The sequence below is a fragment of the Vreelandella sp. 2A-K22 genome, assembly GCF_054065485.1.
The window spans coordinates 243,393-264,238 of the sequence record NZ_JBSUGC010000004.1 but is presented as its reverse complement, the minus strand read 5'-3'; the positions used below and the strand labels follow the sequence as shown (position 1 = coordinate 264,238).

At 58.1% G+C, this 20,846-nt stretch carries 17 protein-coding genes; 16 read left to right on the top strand and 1 reads right to left on the bottom strand.

Annotated elements, in window-relative coordinates:
* Window positions 1–197: 197 nt before the first annotated feature.
* The 9 genes from ACW17M_RS07605 (at window position 198) to cobJ (ending at window position 12,275) form a co-directional block, all read left to right on the top strand.
* Window positions 198–1,955, top strand: coding sequence for an ATP-binding protein (locus tag ACW17M_RS07605; protein ID WP_457547162.1), 1,758 nt, complete (start codon window positions 198–200; stop codon window positions 1,953–1,955).
* The gene (cobO, locus tag ACW17M_RS07600; RefSeq protein WP_022523068.1) at window positions 1,952–2,545 is read left to right on the top strand and encodes a cob(I)yrinic acid a,c-diamide adenosyltransferase; all 594 of its coding nucleotides are present in this window, start codon (window positions 1,952–1,954) and stop codon (window positions 2,543–2,545) included. The genes ACW17M_RS07605 and cobO overlap by 4 nt, the downstream gene beginning before the upstream one ends.
* Window positions 2,545–3,915: a cobyrinate a,c-diamide synthase gene (locus tag ACW17M_RS07595; protein WP_457547161.1), complete on the top strand. Its 1,371-nt coding sequence runs from the start codon at window positions 2,545–2,547 to the stop codon at window positions 3,913–3,915. The genes cobO and ACW17M_RS07595 overlap by 1 nt, the downstream gene beginning before the upstream one ends.
* A complete protein-coding gene (cobW, locus tag ACW17M_RS07590) occupies window positions 3,902–5,023 on the top strand; it encodes a cobalamin biosynthesis protein CobW (protein ID WP_457547160.1) in 1,122 nt (373 codons plus the stop codon). Before ACW17M_RS07595 ends, cobW begins: the two co-directional genes overlap by 14 nt.
* A complete protein-coding gene (gene cobN / locus ACW17M_RS07585) occupies window positions 5,023–8,853 on the top strand; it encodes a cobaltochelatase subunit CobN (RefSeq protein WP_457547159.1) in 3,831 nt (1,276 codons plus the stop codon). Before cobW ends, cobN begins: the two co-directional genes overlap by 1 nt.
* Window positions 8,831–9,982, top strand: a complete 1,152-nt coding sequence (locus tag ACW17M_RS07580) for a cobalamin biosynthesis protein CobG (RefSeq protein ID WP_457547158.1) — start codon at window positions 8,831–8,833, stop codon at window positions 9,980–9,982. Before cobN ends, ACW17M_RS07580 begins: the two co-directional genes overlap by 23 nt.
* A gap of 195 nt (window positions 9,983–10,177) precedes the next feature.
* Window positions 10,178–10,807 carry a precorrin-8X methylmutase gene (locus tag ACW17M_RS07575; RefSeq protein WP_457547157.1) on the top strand — a complete coding sequence of 210 codons (630 nt, stop codon included), beginning with the start codon at window positions 10,178–10,180 and terminating at the stop codon, window positions 10,805–10,807.
* Window positions 10,804–11,529: a precorrin-2 C(20)-methyltransferase gene (cobI, locus tag ACW17M_RS07570; RefSeq protein WP_457547156.1), complete on the top strand. Its 726-nt coding sequence runs from the start codon at window positions 10,804–10,806 to the stop codon at window positions 11,527–11,529. The genes ACW17M_RS07575 and cobI overlap by 4 nt, the downstream gene beginning before the upstream one ends.
* On the top strand, window positions 11,526–12,275 hold the full coding sequence (cobJ, locus tag ACW17M_RS07565; protein WP_457547155.1) for a precorrin-3B C(17)-methyltransferase: 750 nt from the start codon (window positions 11,526–11,528) through the stop codon (window positions 12,273–12,275). The genes cobI and cobJ overlap by 4 nt, the downstream gene beginning before the upstream one ends.
* Here cobJ and ACW17M_RS07560 read toward each other — a convergent pair.
* Window positions 12,272–13,009, bottom strand: coding sequence for a cobalt-precorrin-6A reductase (locus ACW17M_RS07560; protein ID WP_457547154.1), 738 nt, complete (start codon window positions 13,007–13,009; stop codon window positions 12,272–12,274). The two genes, cobJ and ACW17M_RS07560, sit on opposite strands and share 4 nt — an antisense overlap.
* On the opposite strand from ACW17M_RS07560, the gene cbiE reads away from it, so the two are divergent.
* The 7 genes from cbiE (at window position 13,008) to ACW17M_RS07525 (ending at window position 20,613) form a co-directional block, all read left to right on the top strand.
* Window positions 13,008–14,231: a precorrin-6y C5,15-methyltransferase (decarboxylating) subunit CbiE gene (cbiE, locus tag ACW17M_RS07555; RefSeq protein WP_457547153.1), complete on the top strand. Its 1,224-nt coding sequence runs from the start codon at window positions 13,008–13,010 to the stop codon at window positions 14,229–14,231. The genes ACW17M_RS07560 and cbiE overlap by 2 nt on opposite strands.
* Window positions 14,228–14,623, top strand: coding sequence for a cobalamin biosynthesis protein (locus ACW17M_RS07550; RefSeq protein ID WP_278371777.1), 396 nt, complete (start codon window positions 14,228–14,230; stop codon window positions 14,621–14,623). The genes cbiE and ACW17M_RS07550 overlap by 4 nt, the downstream gene beginning before the upstream one ends.
* A complete protein-coding gene (cobM, locus tag ACW17M_RS07545) occupies window positions 14,620–15,423 on the top strand; it encodes a precorrin-4 C(11)-methyltransferase (RefSeq protein WP_457547152.1) in 804 nt (267 codons plus the stop codon). Before ACW17M_RS07550 ends, cobM begins: the two co-directional genes overlap by 4 nt.
* Complete coding sequence (gene cobF / locus ACW17M_RS07540) at window positions 15,420–16,172, top strand: precorrin-6A synthase (deacetylating) (RefSeq protein ID WP_457547151.1); 753 nt, start codon at window positions 15,420–15,422, stop codon at window positions 16,170–16,172. Before cobM ends, cobF begins: the two co-directional genes overlap by 4 nt.
* Window positions 16,173–16,255: 83 nt before the next feature.
* On the top strand, window positions 16,256–16,696 hold the full coding sequence (locus ACW17M_RS07535) for a YtoQ family protein (RefSeq protein ID WP_022523082.1): 441 nt from the start codon (window positions 16,256–16,258) through the stop codon (window positions 16,694–16,696).
* Between the two features lie 428 nt (window positions 16,697–17,124).
* The gene (locus ACW17M_RS07530; protein ID WP_457547150.1) at window positions 17,125–17,430 is read left to right on the top strand and encodes a BrnA antitoxin family protein; all 306 of its coding nucleotides are present in this window, start codon (window positions 17,125–17,127) and stop codon (window positions 17,428–17,430) included.
* 642 nt (window positions 17,431–18,072) lie between these two features.
* Window positions 18,073–20,613 carry an RNA-binding domain-containing protein gene (locus tag ACW17M_RS07525; RefSeq protein WP_457547149.1) on the top strand — a complete coding sequence of 847 codons (2,541 nt, stop codon included), beginning with the start codon at window positions 18,073–18,075 and terminating at the stop codon, window positions 20,611–20,613.
* The last annotated feature ends 233 nt before the right edge of the window (window positions 20,614–20,846 follow it).

The window sequence follows — 20,846 nt, the reverse complement described above, 5'->3', positions numbered from 1 at the left end:
CAACAAATTGGCCTCGCCGCTACCCCTTACTCTATACTGAACGCCTTTTCTGTTCCCACTTATTTATGAGTAGTTTATTATCATTCAGCTAGTTACCATGAATAAGATTCAAGATCGGCGGTGGTCAAATCAGTTGGCAGAGTTTCAGTTGGAAAAGATTGATCGATTGACGGACTTGGCCAGCACGGGAGGTGCCGGTGAGTGAGTTCCCCTTTGCGGCGGTGGTCGGCCAGGAGTCGCTGAAAACCGCGCTGCTCCTTAACGCCATTAACCCGCGCATCGGCGGGGTGTTGATTAGTGGGCCAAGGGGCAGCGCTAAATCCACCTTAGCTCGGGCGCTGGCCGCTATTCTGCCCAGCGATAGCGAAGGAAAGCATGCCCCTTTTGTCACTCTGCCGCTGGGTGCCAGCGAAGACAGGCTGGTTGGCAGTCTGGATCTGCAAAAGGTACTCGCCAATGGTGAAGCTACCTTTCATGCCGGACTGCTTGCTAAAGCCGACGGCGGGGTGCTCTATGTGGATGAAGTCAATCTGCTGTCGGACACCCTGGTTGATTTGCTGCTGGACGTGGCCGCCAGCGGTACCAATATTGTTGAGCGCGATGGCATTAGCCACTCCCACCCGGCACGCTTTAGCCTGATTGGCACCATGAACCCGGATGAAGGTGAACTGCGCCCTCAGTTGCTTGACCGCTTTGGCCTCTGCCTTGAACAGGCTGGAGCCATAAGCATCGACGAGCGCATTGCCATTGTGCAGCAACGGGAAGCCTTTGACCGCGACCCCACCGACACGCTCGAACGCGTTGAGGATGCCCAGGCCGTTCTGGCCGGGCGCATTGCTAAAGCGCAACGCTTGCTCAAAGAGATCACCACCGATACCTGGGTGTATCGAACGATTGCCAACTGCTGCGAAGCCGCAGGCGTTGAAGGTCTTCGGGCAGACGTTACCTGGCACCGTGCGGCCCAGGCCCATGCTGCCTGGCGTGGCGTGGCTAGCGTGGAGCAGCAAGATATCGATACCGTTGAACCCTGGGTGCTGGCGCATCGGCGTACTCAGCCGCCTGAGCAGAGCCCGCCATCATCTCCACCTAATGGAACACCTTCGAAAGACGAGAGCGGTTCGTCGTCGGGCAATAACGCATCGACCGCTGGTTCATCCCAACAGAGCGCTGAACAGGGCCAGTGGGGCGCAATGCCTCCCATAGCCCAGGAAGCGATTAGCCAGCCAGCGGTGAAATTGCCCGATAGCGAAGATCTTTTTAAGCTGGCCAACCGCACCGATACCACCGCTAGCGCGGGAAAAGGGGGGGCGTTGGGCCAGGGGCGATCCCAAGTGACGACTTCCCGGCTGGATGGGTTTGCGACCGTTATCGCCAATCGCGGCCAGTGGCCCTGGCGGCAGTTAAAAATGCGCAATGCCCGGGCGGGGCAGGCAACAGCGCACCTAGTGTTGCTGGACACCTCCGGTTCCACTCTGGGTCAGCGCCTGCTGGGCCAGGCAAAGGGGCTGGTCGAATCGCTGGTTAGCCAAGCCTACGCCGCGCGGGAGCAGGTTGCGGTGCTGGGGTTTGGCAATGGCGGCGTGGTGCCGATACTCTCTCGCCGCCGAGCGCCCAAGAACGCCCGAGGCACGCTTGAGGCGGCCAAAGGCGGTGGCGGCACCCCGCTGCGGGAAGCCATCATTGAAGCCAAGCGGCTGATCCGCCAGTGGCAGCGCCGCGAGCCCGGCCTGAAGGTGCGCACCTATCTGATCACCGATGGCCGCACCCGGGAAACCGTTGACGATCTCGCCCCGCTGGAGGACTGCCTGCTGATCGATACCGAACAGTCCAGAGTCAAGCGCGGGCAGGGCGCGCGAATCGCCCAGCAGCTGGGCGCGCGCTACTGGCCGGCCTCGTTTGGCAAACCCTCTATGGCGCCTACCGTCTCTGCACATCAACCTGGGAACCTCTCATGAGCGACGCAAGCCATTTAGATCGCATGCAGCGTAAAAAAGACGTGGTCGACGAGCGCATCAGCAAGGCGACGGAAGAGCGCGGCGTGCTGATTCTGCTCAAAGGCAACGGCAAGGGCAAAAGCAGCTCCGCCTTCGGCACCATGGCGCGCTCACTGGGGCACGGCCAGCAGTGCGCGGTGATCCAGTTCATCAAAGGCCGTCGCGAAACCGGCGAGTATCTGTTCTTTCGTGATCATCCCAAGCTTGACTGGCACATTATGGGCCACGGTTTTACCTGGGAAACCCAGAACCGCGAGCGAGATATCGAGGCTGCTCAAGCCGCCTGGGCCGTCGCCAAAGGGCTGCTTGAGAACCCCGCCTATCACATGATCGTGCTGGACGAGATGAGCTATATGTTCAAGTACGGCTATCTCGACCCCGAGCCGGTGGTGGAAGCGCTTAAGCGCCGCCCGGCGCACCAGAACGTCATCATTACCGGCCGCACCATGGCCACGCCGCTGCAGGAAATCGCCGATACCATCAGCGTTGTCCAGGACGAGCGCCACGCTTTTCGCGGCGGCGTCAAAGCCCAGGCGGGGATCGAATACTGATGACGACGCCAACCGCTCGCTGCCCCGCGCTGTTTATCGCCGCCCCGGCCTCAGGCCAGGGCAAAACCACCGTCACGGCGGGCCTGGCGCGCCTGCTGCGCAACCAGGGCAAGGTGGTGCGGGTGTTCAAGACCGGCCCGGATTACCTTGACCCGCAGATTCTTGCTCAGGCCTCCGGCCAGCCGGTGGATCAGCTGGATCTATGGATGGCAGGCGAGGCCTACTGCCGCCAGCGCTTTTATGACGCTGCCTGCGAAGCGGATTTAATTTTAGTCGAAGGCGCCATGGGTCTGTTCGACGGCGAGCCCTCCAGCGCCGATCTGGCGGCCTTGTTCGATATTCCCATGGCGATCGTCATGGACGTAAAAGGCATGGCCCAGACCGCCGCCGCGCTGGTCTCGGGGTTAGTCGGCTTTCGCGATGACATCCATATCGCCGGGCTGATCGCCAACGCCTGCGGCTCGCAGCGCCACCGCGAGCTGATCGAAGGGGCGCTGCCGTCGACGATTCCTCTGCTGGCCGCCATGCCCCGCGACCCCGCGCTATCGCTCCCCGAGCGCCACCTGGGCCTCGTGCAGGCGGCGGAAATTCGCGTGGATCTGGAAGCCCGCTTTGAAGCCGGTGCCAAGGCGCTGGAAGCCGCCGGGCTGCTGGACGCGCTCGCCGCGCTTTCACCCGTGATCTTTACCGCCCCCCAGCAACCGCTCGCGGCCGTTAAGCCGTTGCTCAAAGGCCACACCATTGGCGTGGCCCGGGACGCCGCCTTTAGCTTCGTCTATCAGGCCAACCTCGATTTGCTGGAGCAGATGGGCGCCACGCTGCGCTTCTTTTCGCCGCTGACGGATAGCCACCTACCCGAATGCGACGCCCTATGGCTGCCAGGTGGCTACCCGGAGCTTCACGCTCAAACCCTGGCGGATAACGGCGCCATGCGCTCGGCCATTGAGGCGTTCTATAGCGCCGACAAGCCCATTCTGGCCGAGTGTGGCGGGCTGCTGTACTGCCTGGAAACCCTGACCGACTACGACGATATTACCCACACCATGCTAGGCCTGCTGCCTGGGCAGGGCGCCATGCGCGGGCGCCGCGGCTGCCAGGGGATGCAAACCGCCGAGCTGCCGGAAGGCCCGGTTCGTGGCCATGCGCACCACCGCTCCATGGCGGAAGGCACCCTCGAGCCGATTGGCCACGGCCGCCGCCAGCGGCACCCCGCACCGGGGGAGGCGATTTACCGTCAAAAGCGTCTGACGGCGACCTATTTACATCTGTTTTTCCCTAATAATCCTGACGCTGTGGCAAGGCTCTTTTCTGCCAGCCCGGCGTACTGCGAACCGCAACACAGCGAGGCATTTACCCATGCAACTGAATAAGATTCCTGCCACGGTCGTGACCGGTTTTCTCGGCAGCGGCAAAACCACGCTGCTGGCCAATATTCTGCGTCAGGTGACCGGCAAGCGGATCGCCGTGATCGTCAATGAGTTTGGCGAACAGGATATCGACTCCAGCCTACTGCGCAGCTGTGCGCTGGGCTGTGAAGAGGGGAGCGAAGGCGGGCAGCTAGACGGTGAGGACGGCAGCATCTATGAGCTTGCCAACGGCTGCATCTGCTGCACGGTGGAAGAAGAGTTTCTGCCGGTCATGAAAAAGCTGGTCGCCCGCCGCGACGATATCGACCACATCCTGATCGAAACCAGCGGCCTGGCGCTGCCCAAGCCGCTGGTGCAGGCGTTCAACTGGCCCGACGTCCGCCAGCACTGCACAGTGGATGCGATTATTACCGTGATTGACGGCCCCGCGGTAGCCGCCGGCCGCTATGCCAGCGACGTGGATAAGGTGGCCGCCCAGCGCCTCGCCGACGAGAGCCTGGATCACGACCCCAGCCTGCGCGAGCTGCTCGATGACCAGCTCAGCGCGGCGGATCTGGTGCTGGTCAGCAAGGCTGACCTGCTCAGCCCGGAAGAGCGCACAAAGGTGGAAGCGGTGATTCAGGCGCGGGTGACGGCGTCGGTGAAAACGCTGTTTATCGACCAGACCCTGACCACCGACACCACCCAGTTGGAAGCGCTGATGGGCATCGGCGCGGCCAGCGAAACAAGTATCGACCTGATCACCAATCACCATGACAAGCACCACGCCGAAGGCGCTCATCACGACCACGCCCACGATAACTTTGATTCCTGCGTGATCACCCTGGGCGAAGTCGATGGCGACATCCTGGCAGACAAGCTGCAACAGCTGCTGAAAAGTCACGAGATCTACCGCGCCAAAGGCTTTGCGGCGATTCCCGGGAAGCCCATGCGCCGGGTCATCCAGGCGGTGGGCGAGCGCCTGGAAGGCTACTTCGACCGGCTGTGGAGCCAGGACGAGACGCGCCAGACCCAACTGGTGATCATCGGCAAATCGCTGGATAGCCAACTGCTGCAGGACGAACTTGCTGCTGCTGAAATGAACCCTGAACAGGCGCACACGGCCAGTTAATGCACTTATTTGCCGCCAAGCCCGGAGGCTTTGTCGATGATGAAGGCATCATCGACCTGCAACAGAGCCCTGCCGAGGTCGTGATACTCTCCGCCGCCGATAGCAATCTCTCGGCGCTGGCCCAGGCGGTCGATCGTCTGGGCGAGGCATACTCCTCGGTGCGACTGGCCAACTGGATGAACCTGGTAAAACCGGCCGCCTACGATCTCTACGAAGACCGGGTGCTGGAAAAGGCTCAGTTGGTCATCGTCTCGCTGCTGGGTGGCAAGGCCTACTGGCAGTACGGCCACGAACGCCTGCTGGCCTGGGCGGCGGCCAAACCCGAGCGCCAGCTGATACTGGTGCCAGGCTGCGATGCCCCGGATGATGCGCTGCTGGAAGACTCCACCATCGCCTTCGATGACGCGTACCGGGTGTGGCGCTACCTGCGAGAGGGCGGTACCGATAACGCCGAGCAGCTGCTGCGCTTTGTCGCCAATGAGTACATGGACAAGCCGCTGGGCGACTGGCAGGAGCCCAAGGTCATTCCGCCCGCAGTGATTTATGCGTCCCAGGAGCAGCAGGCGTCCAGCCTCAGCGAGTGGCGCGATCGCCAGGTGCCCGGGCGGCCGGTGTGCCTGCTGCTGTTTTATCGCAGCCATTTGCAGGGGGCGAACACGGCCGTACCCGACGGCTTGCTGGCGGCGCTTAAAGACCAGGGGCTGGAGCCGTTGGCGGTGGCCGTGGCGTCCCTGAAAGAAGGGCCGTGCATCGACTTTATCAATCACCTGATTGAGCAGACCGGCGCGATGCTGGTGATCAATACCACCAGCTTTGCGGTCAACCGCAACGCCGACGGGCTGGATGCTCTGGGGGAAGAGTTACCTGACAACTTTTTTGTGGGGCGTCCGGTAGTGCTCCAGGCGATACTTGCCAGCAGCACTAGTGAAGACTGGCAGGGCATGGCCGCCGGGTTGCATAGCCGCGATGTGGCCATGCAGGTGGTGCTCCCCGAGATGGATGGCCGCATCATCACCCGGGCGGTGGGCTTTAAAGCCGAAGCCCACTACAACCCGCGCTGCCAGCTGGCGGTGACCCACCACGTCATCCACCCGGAGCGGGCCGCCTTTGTGGCCGAGCTGGCGAGGCGCATTTGTTCGCTGCGGCTGACCCCCAACGGGCAGAAGCGTGTTGCGCTGATCATGGCCAACTACCCCAATCGCGATGGCCGGATCGGTAACGGGGTCGGGCTGGATACCCCTGCGTCGACGCTGCAGATTCTAAACGCCCTCAAGGAGGCGGGTTACCCGCTCAGCGAGCTGCCGGAAAATGGCGATGAATTGATCCGCCAGCTTCAGGGCGCGGTGACCAACGATCACGGAAGCCTTGACCAGCGCGCCTGCTGGCAGAGCATCAGCGTTGACGACTACTTGGCCTGGTTTCAAACCCTGCCCACCGAGCTTCAGGAAACCGTATGGACGCGCTGGGGCGCGCCTCACGAAGACCCCAAGTGCCGCCAGGGACGCTTGATGATCGCCGGTATTCGTCTGGGTGAGACCTTCGTGGGTATCCAGCCGGAGCGAGACTTTATCGACGACCTCACCCAGTCCTACCACGATATGGAGCTGGCGCCGCCGCACAGCTACCTGGCGTTTTATTTTTGGCTGCGCGCGCACTACCAGGTCGATGCGGTCATCCACGTCGGCAAACACGGCAACCTGGAGTGGCTGCCGGGCAAAAGCATCGCCTTGAGCGCCGACTGCTGGCCTGATATTGCTTTGGGGCCGCTGCCGCATTTTTATCCGTTCATCGTCAACGACCCCGGCGAGGGCGCCCAGGCCAAGCGACGCAGCCAGGCGGTGATTATCGACCACCTAATGCCGCCCCTGGCCCGGGCCGAACTTTACGGCCCCATGGCCGAGCTTGAAGCGCTATGTGATGAGTATTACCAAGCGCTGGATATGGATCCCCGCCGGGAAGCGCTGATTCGCAGCCAGATCCTCGCCCACCTGCGTGATACCGGTATCGACCAGGAACTGGCCCACGTGGCGAGCGGTGAATGTGAGGCCGAGATTCTCAATGCGCTGGATACCTTTCTGTGCGATATCAAGGAATCGCAAATCCGTCACGGCCTGCACATACTCGGCACGCTGCCGCCGGAAGAGAAGCGGGCGGGCACCTTGGTGGCGCTGTTGCGGCTACCCCGTGGCGAAACGGTGGCAAGCCGCGGCCTGCTGCACAACCTGGCCAGCGATTTAGGCTTGGATTTTGACCCGCTAGCCGCGGCCAACGAGCCCTGGCAGGGGCCCGAACCGGCTATTTTAAGTCAGCAGCTCGATACCTCCTGGCGCACCGGGGCGGACGCCCGCGAGCGGCTGGAACTGCTGGCCGAGCGCTGGGTGGCCGATTACGTATTGGCAGACGGCTGCCTGGATGATCTGGCCCAGGACTACCCCGATACGGCAGCGCAGCTGCGCTACGCCCGCGACCAGCTATGGGTCACCATGCAGCGCGGGGTGAAGATGGAGATACAATCGCTGCTCGACGGCCTGGAAGGTATCTTCGTGCCCGCCGGGCCCAGCGGCGCCCCCAGCCGTGGGCGGCTGGATACGCTACCCACTGGACGTAACTTTTTCAGCGTCGATAACCGCTCGATTCCATCGCCCGCCGCCTGGACGCTAGGCGAAAAATCCGCCCAGGCGTTTGTCGAACGCTACCTGCAGGATCACGGCGACTACCCGCGGCGGCTGGGGCTATCCATCTGGGGCACCGCCACCATGCGCACCGGCGGCGATGACATCGCCCAGGCCTTCGCGCTGATGGGCGTGCGGCCCATCTGGTCGCTGGGTTCCCAACGGGTGAGCGACTTTGAAGTGATCCCCTCGATGCTGCTCAATCGCCCACGGGTCGACGTAACGCTGCGTGTATCCGGGTTCTTCCGCGATGCCTTCCCCAACGTGATTCGGCTGTTTGACGCCGCCGTGCAGGCGGTGGCGCGCTATGAAGAGCCGGGCAACAGCAACACCATCCGCGAGGCGGTGCTTTCCCGCCAGCGAGAACTGGAAGACCAAGGGCTAAGCCCCGAGATGGCCGCCCAGGAGGCGAGCTACCGCATCTTTGGCAGCAAGCCCGGCGAATACGGCGCGGGTTTAAACCGGTTGATTGAAAACCGCGCCTGGGACAGCGCCGACGATTTGGCCGAGGCCTACATGGATGCAGGCGCCTACGCCTACGGCCAGTTCAAGGACTCCGGCACAGCCGCGCGGGCGGCATTCGAGCAGCAGCTCCAGGGCCTGGATGCGGTGATGCAAAACCAGGATAACCGCGAGCACGATATCCTCGATTCCAACAGCTACTACGCCTTTCAGGGCGGCATGGCCAACGCCACCCGCTCGCTGAGCGGGAAGGCGCCGGAGATATACCACGCCGACCACGCCAATCCCGCGGTGCCCAAGATTCGCACCCTGAAAGAGGAGCTGGCGAAGGTGATTCGCTCGCGCGTGTTGAACCCCAAATGGATCAACGCGATGCGCGAGCACGGCTACAAAGGCGCCTTTGAGATGGCCGCCACGGTGGACTATCTGTTTGCCTACGACGCCACCACCGACCTGATTGCCGACTACCAGTACGCCCAGGTGAGCGACGCCCTGGTGCTCGACGCCGCCAATCAGCAGTTCCTGCGCGAGCACAACCCGGCCGCCCTGGAAGAGATGGCCGAGCGATTACTCGAAGCCGCCCAACGGGGCATGTGGCAAGCCCCCGGCAAGCACGGCCAGGCGCTTCAGGATCTGCTGCTGGAAATGGACGAAGCCAAAGAGACCAATGGTCATGTCACCCAGCCCGCGCATTAAAGGCTGGTGCCCCGGCGCGTGGCGACCCATGACCACCGGCGACGGCCTGCTGGTGCGCGTGCGCCCGCCGCTGGGCCAGCTATCGCGGGAACAGGTATTGGCACTGTGCGACGCCTCCGAGATCTTCGGCAGCGGTTTGATCGAGCTGACCAGCCGGGCCAACCTGCAGCTGCGTGGGGTGACTGACGAAAGCTGGCCGCCGCTGATGGCGTTTCTGGTCGAGCATCGACTGGTGAGCGATGACTCGGAAGCAGAACGTCAGCCACAGCTGATGCTGGCGCCCGCCTGGCAAAAGGGCGATGACACCCATACCATTGCCTGCTTGTTGCAGGCGCGGGGCAGCGAATTAGCCACCATGCCCGGCAAGGTCGGTATCGCCATTGATGCGGGAAACGCGCCGGTGCTTGGCGACAGCGCCGCTGATTTTCGCATCGAGCGCTCAATGGCGGGCGGCCTGCTGGTACGCGCCGATGGCTACGCGCTAGGCACGGCGGTGCGCGATATCGAGGCCGCCGTTGAGCAGCTGATACGCCTTACCAACTGGTTCGTAGATACCGGCGGCGGGGCGTCAGGCCGTATGCGTCGGCACACAGCACCGCTGCCCGATTGGGCGCCTACTGATACTGCCCCCGCGCCCCCCGGCGAGAAGCTGGCGCTGGGCGAAGATCGCGAGGGCATGGTGGTTGGCCTGCCTTTTGGCCGGGTGGCGGCTGAAACGCTTCGCGAGGCTGTCTCCCAAACGAGTGCCCGCGTCGTGCAGGTCACGCCCTGGCGGCGCCTGTTGTTGAAGGATTGCGATACACTACCCGCGGTTGATGGCTTGATCCGTCATAATAGTGACCCGCGGCTAGCGATGGATGCCTGCCCCGGCGCGCCCTATTGCGAACAGGCGAATGTCGCCACCCAGCCGCTTGCCGAGAAGCTAAACGGCGGGGTGGAGGGAACCGTGCATATATCCGGCTGCGCCAAAGGCTGTGCCCGCCGTTCAGCGGCCGATGTATGCCTGGTCGGCGAGGCAGGCCGATTTAATCTTATTGTTAACGGCAGTGCCGATAGCACGCCGGTTAAGAAAGGCCTCACCGAGAGTGAGGCGTTGGATGTTATAAGAAAGCTCAGCGAAAGCCCTTAGGTTTATCGATATTAAAAAAATAGTGGCTTATATGCTGGATAGCTGAGTGCCAGGGCAGGTTGTAGCGAGGGTCTTTTTCCAGGGATGGAAAAAGTAGCGCCCAAGGACGGGTTAACAGCGCCCTCGCGGAAACCTGTCCTGGCACCGAGGCCTTGCAGACCAGCAACTGCGAATTAGTTTATTTGGAGAGTTTGGGTGCCCTATAAGTATGAAACCAGTGGCCCGGCGATTTACCGGGAGTCGTTTGCGATTATTCGCAGTGAAGCCGAGCTTGGCCGCTTTTCAGTGGAAGAAGAAACCGTGGCGGTGCGCATGATTCACGCCGCCGGGCTGGTGGAATTGGCCGCGCATATTCATTTTCAAAACGACGTGGTCAATAAGGCCCGCGCCGCGTTAGAGCAGGGCGCTCCAATTATCTGCGATGCCCGCATGGTCTCGGAAGGCATCACCCGCAAGCGGCTGCCCGCGGATAATGCAGTCATCTGCACCCTCAACGATGAACGCACCCCCGGCCTCGCCCAGGAAATGGCCAATACCCGCTCGGCGGCGGCGCTGGAACTGTGGCGGCCGCACCTGGAAGGCGCCGTGGTCGCCATTGGCAACGCGCCCACCGCGCTGTTTCATCTGCTCAATATGCTCGAAGACCCGGCGTGCCCGCGCCCGGCAGCGATTATCGGCTGCCCGGTAGGTTTTGTCGGCGCGGCGGAATCCAAGGAAGCGCTGTTGGCTAACCCGGCTCTGCCCAGCTGTATCGTCCGCGGGCGTTTGGGTGGCAGCGCCGTCACGGTAGCAGCTATCAACGCCATGGCGGATCGCATCGAATGACCCAGGGAACGGTATATGGCGTTGGCCTGGGGCCAGGCAGCCAGGACTTGATGAGCGTGCGCGCCGACCGCCTGATACGCGGGGCGACCCACGTGGCGTATTTTCGTAAAAAGGGCCGCTGCGGCCATGCGCGGACCATCGTGGAGGGCATGATCCCCCCCGGCGCAATCGAGCTGCCCATGGAATACCCGGTCACCACGGAAATTCCCTTCGACGACCCGCGCTACAATGAGCTGCTGGCGGCTTTTTACGAACGCAGTGTGGCCCAGCTCATCGAGATGGCGGAGGCCGGGTGCGATGTGGTAGTGCTGTGTGAAGGCGACCCGTTCTTCTACGGCTCCTTCATGCATCTCTACACGCGGCTGTTGAACCGCGTGCCCGTCTCGGTGGTGCCGGGGATTACCGGTATGTCGGCGGCGTGGACGGCCACCGACCAGCCCATTACCTGGGGCGATGACATCCTGACCGTGCTCATGGCCACGCTACCCGAAGACGCGTTGGCCGAGCGCATCGCCCAAACCGACGCGCTGGTGGTGATGAAAATTGGCCGCAACCTGGCCAAGCTGCGTCGGGCCCTGGTTCACGCTGGCCGCGAAGGCGAAGCCTGGCTGATCGAGTACGCCGCCATGTCGCAACAAAGAGTGCTTCCATTAAGTGAGGTTGGCGAAAGCGTGCCGTACTTTTCAATTGTGCTGATCCATGGCAACGGGAGGCGGCCATGAGCGGCTGGCTAAAAATCGTAGGCCTGGGGCCGGGCTCTGAGGCCATGGTCACCCCCGAGGTAACTGCTGCGCTTCAGGACGCCACCGATGTGGTGGGCTATGTGCCCTACGTTAACCGGGTGGCGCCGCGCTCTGGATTAGTCCGCCACGGCTCGGACAACCGCGAAGAGATCCGCCGGGCGGAGCAGGCCCTACAGCTGGCGCTTGAGGGCCATAAGGTTGTGGTGGTCTCTTCCGGCGACCCCGGCGTGTTTGCCATGGCCGCTGCAGTGTTTGAGGCCTTGGAAGCGGGCGATGCCAAGTGGCGCACGCTGGATATTCAGGTGCTGCCAGGCATTTCCGCCATGCTGGCCGCCAGCGCCAGCGTCGGCGCGCCGCTGGGGCACGACTTCTGCTGCATTAATCTTTCCGACAATCTCAAGCCCTGGGCACTGATCGAAAAGCGCCTGCGCCTGGCCGCCGAGGCCGACTTCGCCATGGCGTTCTACAACCCGCGCTCCAAGGCGCGCCCGGCGGGCTTCGAGCGCACGCTGGACGTACTGCGGGAAGCCTGCGGGTCGGATAGGCTGATCATCTTCGCTCGGGCGGTTTCCACGCCGGAAGAATCGATTCGCGTCACCACCCTAGGCGAGGCGACGCCGGACATGGCCGATATGCGCACGCTGGTGATCGTCGGCTCACAGCAGACACGACTGATTGACCGCAGTGGATCGCCGCTGGTTTATACGCCGCGCTCGGCTGATTAAACGTGGTCGCTGAGCCAGATAGACACGTCATCGATGCAATGAACTTCGTGGCGGGATGGCAGTGCTGGCCGTTCGATCATCACAATGGGTAAGCCGAGCATGCGAGCAGCGGTCAGTTTGGACGCCGCTCCTTCGCCGCCGGAATTTTTACACACGATGCGCTGGATTCCCTGGGTTTCAAGCAGGGCGAGATCGCCTTCCAGCGTAAACGGGCCTCTATCAATCACGGTGCTAACATCGGCTAGCGGCAACGGGCTGGTAGGCGGGTCAACCAAGCGCAGCACGTAATGGTGCTGGGGCTGGGCGGCAAAGGCAGCTAGGTGCATGCGGCCGATAGCAAGCAGCACGCGCTGGGGCGGGCCAGCCAGGGCGCTGACGGCTTCATCGATATTTGCCACGCTTTGCCACTGGTCACCGTTAACAGGTCGCCAGGCAGGCCGGGTGAGGGCAATGGCCTTTACGCCGAACTGCGCCGCCGCGGCTAACACGTTGCTGCTCATCTGCGCGGCAAAAGGATGGGTGGCATCGACGATATGGGTGATGCGCTCCTGGGCCACAAAGGCGGCAAGGCCGCTAATGCCGCCAAAACCGCCAATGCGGGTCGGCAGCGGCTGAGGTTTAGGCGTGGCAACACGACCCGCATAGCTGAAAATGGCGGGAAGCCCGCGCTTGGCAACCGCACTGGCCAGGGCGCTGGCCTCTGAGGTTCCCCCGAGAATTAGGATCTTGATCATGGTTGAAATTTCTCACGCTCCAGTAGGTCAGGCTCCCTGGCTGACCTTTTTAGGCTGGGGGGAGGGTGGCACACAGGGACTAACGGCGGCAAGCCGCGCCGCACTGGAAAGTGCCGAGGTGGTATTCGGCGCGCGCCGCCACCTGCGCCTTTTGCCGTCTCTAAACGCCGAGGTGATTGAGTGGCCGGTGCCCTTTGCCGATGGCATTTCTGAACTGCTCAATCAGCGCGGCCGCCGGGTGGTCATGCTGGTCTCGAACGACCCGTTCTGGTTTGGGGCGGGCACAACATTAGCGCAGCATCTTAGCGCTAGCGAGTGGCTGGCTTTGCCAGCGCCTTCCACCTTCAGTCTGGCGGCTGGGCGCTTGGGTTGGCCGCTGGAGCGCTGCACCTGCCTGGGCCTGCACGCTAAACCGCTGACCCGCATTCGACCTTACCTGCATACCGGTAGGCGGTTGCTGGTGCTGGTAAGAGACGGCGAAGCGGTGGCTGAGCTCGCTTCCCTGGTAAGCGGGCTCGGCTTTGGGGATTCCCAGCTAGCGGTGCTGGAAGCCTTGGGCGGCGATAACGAGCGCATTCGCCATTGCCGTGTCGACGCCAGCTTGCCACAGGATATCGCCCATCCGGTGGCGGTAGGGCTGGAAGTCGCCGGTAACGGCCCGGCCTTGCCGTTGACGCCTGGCCTACCGGATCCTTTTTTTGACCACGACGGCCAGATCACCAAACAGACCATTCGCGCCATAACCCTGGCGGCGCTGGCCCCCATGCCCGGCGAGCGGCTATGGGATATCGGCACCGGTTCAGGCTCTATCGCTATTGAGTGGCTGCTCGCTCACCCGGATAATCAGGCGGTGGGCTTTGAGCAAAACGCGGAACGGGCAGCGCGGGCGCGCAGCAATTCAGAGAACCTGGGCGTTGACTGGCTTGAGGTCAAACAGGGCAGAGCGCCGGAGGTGCTGAACGATACACCTCTGCCGGATGCGGTATTTATCGGCGGCGGGTTATCCCAAGCGCTGTTAGACGACTTATGGCAGCGATTGCCCGAGGGCGTGCGCGTCGTCGCCAATGCCGTCACCCTGGAATCCGAAGCGCTGTTGGCGCATTGGCAGCACAGAGTAGGCGGCGAACTCCTGCGCCTCGAACTTGCTAACGCCGCCCCCATCGGCACCCGGCGGGGCTGGAAGGCCAGCTACCCGATCGTTCAGTGGCGGGGCGTTCGGTGAAGCAATTGGCGTTGAGAATAGCGGGATTTGGCTTTCGTAGCGAGGCCACGCTTGCTTCGCTCGGTCAGGCGCTTGATCAACTTGCCGACCAGTACGGGGCAATCGATAAGCTGGCGGCGGCTCATTCAATGCTGCCGTTAGTCGAAGAGCTGGGCCGACTGCGAAGCATCGAGGTTATCGCCGTAGCGGACGCCGAGCTGCCCACGGTGACAACGCTGACTCATTCAGCACAAAGCTTGCAGGCGCGAGGCACGGGTAGCGTGGCCGAGGCCGTGGCGCTATTAGCTGCGGGCCCGGGGGCAACGCTTCTAGGGCCACGGATAATTTCAGCGGATAGGCAGACCACCGCCGCCCTGGCGTTGTCAGAAGTACCAGAAGGAATCACAGAATGACCGTACACTTCATTGGCGCCGGCCCCGGCGCGCCGGATCTGCTCACACTACGCGGGCGCGACCTGATCGCCGCCTGCCCGGTGTGCCTGTACGCGGGCTCATTAGTGCCGGAGCAAATCCTCGAACACTGCCCGGCTGGGGCGCGGGTGATCAACACCGCGCCGTTCTCGCTGGATGACATCATGCAGGAGATCAGCCGCGCCCACGCCTCAGGCCAGGATATCGCCCGGCTGCATTCGGGGGATCTATCGGTGTGGTCGGCCATGGGCGAGCAGCTGCGCCGCCTGCGCGAGCTGGATATCCCCTACAGCATTACCCCCGGCGTACCAGCCTTCGCGGCTGCTTCGGCAACCTTGGGCCAGGAGCTGACGCTGCCCGGTGTCGCCCAGTCGGTAGTGCTCACCCGCACGCCGGGCCGGGCCAGCGCCATGCCCAGCGACGAGACGCTGGCCAATTTCGCCCGCACCGGCGCCACGCTTGCCATTCATCTCTCCATCCATAATCTTTCCCAGGTGGTAGAGAGCCTGACGCCTTACTACGGCGAGCAGTGCCCGGTAGCGATTGTGTGGCGGGCAAGCTGGCCCGACGAGCGGGTAGTGCGAGGGCGGCTAGCCACCATAGAAGCGCTGATCGATGACACCATGCAGCGCACCGCGCTAATTCTGGTGGGGCCGGTGCTCGAAAGTGACGATTTCCAGGAGAGCAGCCTCTACGCCGTAGGCTACGACCGCCGCTTTCGCCCTCAATCGGCGGATTCGCCTTTTGCCACGGCAAGCCAAGACCAAGAGCGCGAATCATGATCACGCTCTCGCTAGTAGGCATCGGCACCGGCAACCTAGATCACGTCACCCTGGCCGCCGTGCGCGCCCTCAACAGCGCCGACCTGATCCTGCTGCCCCGCAAGGGCGAGGCCAAGTCGGATCTTATCGACCTGCGCCGGTTGCTTTGCGAACGGCTGCTGGAAGCGCCGGTAAGCACTAAGATCGTCGAGTTCGATCTGCCTAGTCGTGATGGCCGTGATGACTACCTGGGCGCGGTGGACGACTGGCACGCTGCCATCGCCAACGTCTGGGCGCAGTTGATGGATGAACATCTCCCCAGCGGCGGGCGGGTAGGGATGCTGGTGTGGGGCGACCCCTCGCTTTACGACAGCAGCCTGCGCATTACCCAGCGCCTAAGCGCCGCGGGTAAGCAGGCTGATGTAGAGGTGGTGCCAGGCATCACCAGCCTGCAAGTGCTCACCGCCGAACATAAAATCCCCCTCAACGCTCTCGCCGAGCCAGTGCAAATTACCACCGGCCGTCGCCTCCGCGAGCGCGGCTGGCCAAGCGATGCCGCCACCGTCGCCGTAATGCTGGATAGCGGCGGGGCCTTTACCACGCTGCCGCAAGATGACACCTACATATGGTGGGGCGCCTACCTGGGCATGGAGAAACAGTGCCTGATCAAAGGCCGGCTAAGCGACGTCGGCGACCAGATCATCCAGCGCCGAGCGGAGCTACGCGACACCCACGGCTGGATAATGGATATTTATCTGCTGGCCAGATAGCCTCCGCTATAGTGCTGGTATTAATATGGAATGATTTTCCATAAAATGGCGCTACTGACCAACTAGTATATTGAGGAATAGCCATGAGCTTTTACGTTTACCTATCCGGCGAGATCCACACCGATTGGCGCGAAGAAATCCAGCGCGGCGCCGAGGCTGCGGGCCTGGATATCGTGTTTACCGCCCCAGTCACCGACCACGCCGCCTCTGACGCCGCCGGCGACCACCTGGGCAAACCGGAAAATGGCTTCTGGCGCGACCACCAGTCATCCAAGGTCAACGCCATCCGCACCCGCACGATGATCGAGCAGGCGGATCTGGTCGTTGTACGCTTCGGCGACCAGTACAAACAGTGGAACGCCGCCTTCGACGCAGGCTACTGCGCCGCCCTCGCCAAGCCCTACATCACACTGCACAGCGAAGACATCGTCCACCCGCTGAAAGAAGTCGATGCTGGTGCCCAAGCTTGGTGTACCACTACAGACCAAGTGGTTGAAACTCTACGTTACGTCCTAAAAGCTTAAATCCAAGGCGCCTCCCACAAACCCAACCACAGCATTAGTGCTGTTGCATCGGTATTGTGGGAGGGCGCTTCAGCGCGCGATGCCCCCGCCACATAAATAATCCAGCCCAATATAGTGCCAGGCCACTATTGCGAATGTACTTCACTTACCACGCACTACAAACCCCTTAAAATCAAACGATTGCACACTTGTAGCGCGGCGTAACGCTTGGCGAGGAACGAGCCAAAAGGCACCCGCGAAGGAAGCGTCAGCTGCCCTGATACAGCCCCGAAACCTGCGTACCCACCAATACTAAATACGGCCTGCTAACTCTAATGTTGTAAAAGGGCACATCTTAGATAAATATTTCTAAAATAACCTTGCCACAATACCTATAGCGCGGCGTAACACTGGGGAGGAACGAGCCAAAAGGCAACCCATAGAGCACGATGAACCCTATGGTGGCGAAACAATCCGAATTATCTCAGCGCGCAAGACGGATAAACGAGAGCGAAAAACTTACGAAGGCTATAGACATGCGTGACCATTACGATTTTTCAGAGTCAGTCAAAAACCCATACGCCAAGAAGCTAAAAAAGCAGGTCACGATTCGGCTGGATGAAGATACCATTGCGTATTTTAAGGATTTGGCGGAAGAAAAAGACCTTCCGTATCAGAGCTTGATTAATCTCTATCTGCGTGACTGCGCCCAATCACATAAAGACCTCAAGCTTGACGGTGCTGCGCTGGGTTAGCCCTACATCACCCTGCACAGCTAAGATATTATTAATCCGCTTAAAGCAGATGATGCCAACGCCCAGGCTGTGGTGCACGGCTACTACTCAAGTCGTCGAAACCCTCCTCAGCGCCCTCAAAGCATAAATCCAAAGCGACCCCCACAACCCAGCTACTGCATCAGTGGTGTTGAACCGGTGTTGTAGGAGGGAGCTTCAGCTCGCGAAGATCTAGCCACATAAATAATCCAGCCCAATAGAGTGCTAGGCCACTATAGTGGGTGCGTTACACTTACCACGCACTAAAAAAATATTAAAATCAAACGATTACATATTTATAGCGCGGCGTAACGCTTGGCGAGGAACGAGCCAAAGGGCACCCGCTAAGGCAGCGCAGCTGCCCAAAGCCTATTTCAGAGCAATTTTTTTGCAAAGTCGCGTGACCTAAGCCAATTTTATGAATAGAGTATGACTAAATAAGTAAAACGAGCGGGAGTGTATGTTTTGCATATTCCAACAATTGAGCATAATGCCGACCAAAAAAAACGATAAGTCACGTAATTATAGATGTTCCACACAACACCCTATCTACGCCTTTATTGCAAAGCTGAGTGATTTGGGGTTGCGGTCGAAGGTTTGTATAAATTAATATAGAAGGACTTTATGGATATTATTAAAGTTAAAAAAGAAATATACGAGTCAATACAGAGGGGTGATGTTTCTAAATCTGTTGTTGAGAGTCTGGTAAGGAAAGATGGGGTTTTAATTTCGAAAGAGTGTGAGCTTTGGGATTATAAGAGAACTTTTGAGAACAGTAAAGATGCGATCTTAAAAACATTAAAGGCGATAATTAGTTTTCATAATACTTTTGGCGGGTACATTATTTTTGGTGTGGATGAAGTTGAAAAAGATACCTCTTTTATTCTTTGTGGCGTTGATAAAAAGCTTATTGATCAGCAGAAGCTTAGAGGGCAATTTGATCGATACTTCAATCAAAGATTAGACCTTACATATGAAGAGGTTCTAATTTCGACCGGAGGAAGCGATTTTCTAGTTGGCTTGCTTCACATTCCCAAAAGAGATAAAAGAACGCATTCAATTGCAGCGATAGCTGATGGTGCTAACTCAAATGGAAAATTGATTTTTGCAAAAGATGCTGTTTATATTAGAAAGCTTGATGAGTGTAAACAAGTTGTTGCTCAATCTGACTTCGAGTTCCTTGTGTCCGATAGGGATTTTAATTTTGAAGAAGGTGGGGGTAAGCAAAAAAGAAAGAATATTATTGAACATAATTTGCCTGATAAAAATTTTATATGTCCAGAGTTTATTGGGAGGTTTGAAATACTCCAGGAATTATGGTCTTGGCTTTCAGATGATTTCCAATATACAAAGGTTTTAGCAGCGGATGGTGGTAAAGGTAAAACATCAATTGCTTATGAGTTTTGTCAGTTAATAATTAATTCTGGAACAGAACTGTTTGAGCAAGTAATGTGGTTAACCGCAAAAAAAAAGCAGTTTAAGGCGGTTTATAACGAATTCGTGGGAACTCCTGAGACGCACTATAATGATCTTGAATCACTTCTCAGAGAGGTATGTTTGAGAACAGGATCTTTGCCAGAAGAGGTGAGAGAATTTACTTTGCAGCAGTTGCAAAGGGCTGCCAGAGATGGTTTGAATTTGACCCCATCGTTAATTGTAATCGATGATATTGATTCAAATTCTCCTGAAGAACAAAAGCGTATTATGGAGATTGCTCGTTCAATATCAAATACGTCATCTAGGGTATTGATGACAACGCGAGCTAACAATATTTACTCAAATGACTCTTCTATATTAGTTCCAGGCTTGAAAGGTGAAGAGTACAGAGATTTAGTTGATGCTATATGTGATTCTATTGGCTTGCAAAAATATAATGAGAAAAAAATAGAAAAATTAAATATAGCATCTGAAGGCTCTCCATTATTTACGGAATCAATACTTCGGTTGTGTAAGCTAGGACTTTCGGTAGAAAATGCTATTGTGGATTGGTCTGGGAAAAGTGGTGATACAGTACGAGAGGCAGCATTAAGAAAAGAAGTTTCGGAACTGTCTGCTGAAGCAACAAAAATACTATTAACGATTAGTTATGTTGGTTCTTTGTCTCGAAGTGAATTGCATCAATATACAGATTTGGAAAATTCTGAAATTAGTGCATCAATTGAACAGCTTGGAAATCTTTTTCTCATCAGTAGTGTTGAGTTTATCGAAGAAGAGCCAAGGTTCGAAAGTACTTCATCAATAAGTAAGCTAGTTCTTTCAATAGCGAGTGATATTGTGCCTAATTCTGATCAGTACATAAGCAGAATTAGAGAGATTTGTGAGGGTTTGGAAGCGAATTCGCAAGTACATATTCCAGAGGTTGGTGCAGCCGTTAGGCAGTGTAATTCACTTTTAAATGAAAAAAGATTTGATGACTCAAGAAATACTGTGCATTCCCTTATAAAAAAACCAAGGTATAAAGAGAATAGCGATCTCTTTTTTATTCTAGCGAAAACAGACTATGAAGACCCAGGCGTTAGTGATGGTGTTGCCAGAAAATCCTTCTCAGAAGCATTTATTAAAGGCCAAAGAAAGCCAGCATTTTTTGAGATGTGGTATCAAACGGAAGTCAATTATGGAAGTGGTAGTGCAATATTAGAGGTTTGTGATAATGCTCTTAGAAGTATAGGTAGATTTGATGTTCAATGGGGGGAGAGGTATGCATATGCTAGTTACGATTTAGCAATTAGCACTGAAAATTATGATAATAAAATTCGTTATCTTGTTGCTTGTTATGAGCATTCATCAAAGTTGATAAAAATATCAAAAAAAGAAAAGTGGCAAAAATTTAAAGATTTGAATATTAAAGTTGTTGACACCATTTGGGATGAGTCGGTTAATAGTTCTATGTATGAAGTTGCTGGTCGTGCAATTATAAATGCTGTTAATGGAGGCGATATTAGGAGTATAAATTTTAATAGGATGATTGAAGTTTCTCAATTTTACGTAGACGAGAAATCTGTTTCCGATGAAGCTTTTCGAGAGCTTAGAGACTACCTTGAATGGGCGCCTAAGCTTATCCGTGAAGGTGGTAATAATAGAGAGGGACTTGCACTAAAGCTAGATCAAGCCTATCGAAACATAAAAGCATCGCCGCGTAATAAGAAAATGCAGGTAATAGAATAGTTATCACTGATCTTTGTGCTGCACCTTTTAGAAGCTCCTGTATGTTCCTATGTTTTATGTGGTGTTAGAAGAAAGTTAGGATTGATTCCCATACAGCGCATTAAGCCTCTTGATCAATACGCCATGGATGGCGTATGGCCAGCCCCAACTCGGTACGTTTGAGTATGCAGTACATCGGAATGGGTCAATGTGGAAGTAGCATTATCAGGAAATCGATCAATTTTATGGTCGGC

Coding starts and splice junctions, on each gene's coding strand:
- cobO (WP_022523068.1), top strand. CDS start 1,952: ATGAGCGACGCAAGCCATTTAGATCGCATGCAGCGTAAAAAAGACGTG.
- ACW17M_RS07595 (WP_457547161.1), top strand. CDS start 2,545: ATGACGACGCCAACCGCTCGCTGCCCCGCGCTGTTTATCGCCGCCCCG.
- cobW (WP_457547160.1), top strand. CDS start 3,902: ATGCAACTGAATAAGATTCCTGCCACGGTCGTGACCGGTTTTCTCGGC.
- cobN (WP_457547159.1), top strand. CDS start 5,023: ATGCACTTATTTGCCGCCAAGCCCGGAGGCTTTGTCGATGATGAAGGC.
- ACW17M_RS07580 (WP_457547158.1), top strand. CDS start 8,831: ATGTCACCCAGCCCGCGCATTAAAGGCTGGTGCCCCGGCGCGTGGCGA.
- cobI (WP_457547156.1), top strand. CDS start 10,804: ATGACCCAGGGAACGGTATATGGCGTTGGCCTGGGGCCAGGCAGCCAG.
- cobJ (WP_457547155.1), top strand. CDS start 11,526: ATGAGCGGCTGGCTAAAAATCGTAGGCCTGGGGCCGGGCTCTGAGGCC.
- cbiE (WP_457547153.1), top strand. CDS start 13,008: ATGGTTGAAATTTCTCACGCTCCAGTAGGTCAGGCTCCCTGGCTGACC.
- ACW17M_RS07560 (WP_457547154.1), bottom strand. CDS start 13,009: ATGATCAAGATCCTAATTCTCGGGGGAACCTCAGAGGCCAGCGCCCTG.
- cobM (WP_457547152.1), top strand. CDS start 14,620: ATGACCGTACACTTCATTGGCGCCGGCCCCGGCGCGCCGGATCTGCTC.
- cobF (WP_457547151.1), top strand. CDS start 15,420: ATGATCACGCTCTCGCTAGTAGGCATCGGCACCGGCAACCTAGATCAC.
- ACW17M_RS07535 (WP_022523082.1), top strand. CDS start 16,256: ATGAGCTTTTACGTTTACCTATCCGGCGAGATCCACACCGATTGGCGC.
- ACW17M_RS07530 (WP_457547150.1), top strand. CDS start 17,125: ATGAACCCTATGGTGGCGAAACAATCCGAATTATCTCAGCGCGCAAGA.
- ACW17M_RS07525 (WP_457547149.1), top strand. CDS start 18,073: ATGGATATTATTAAAGTTAAAAAAGAAATATACGAGTCAATACAGAGG.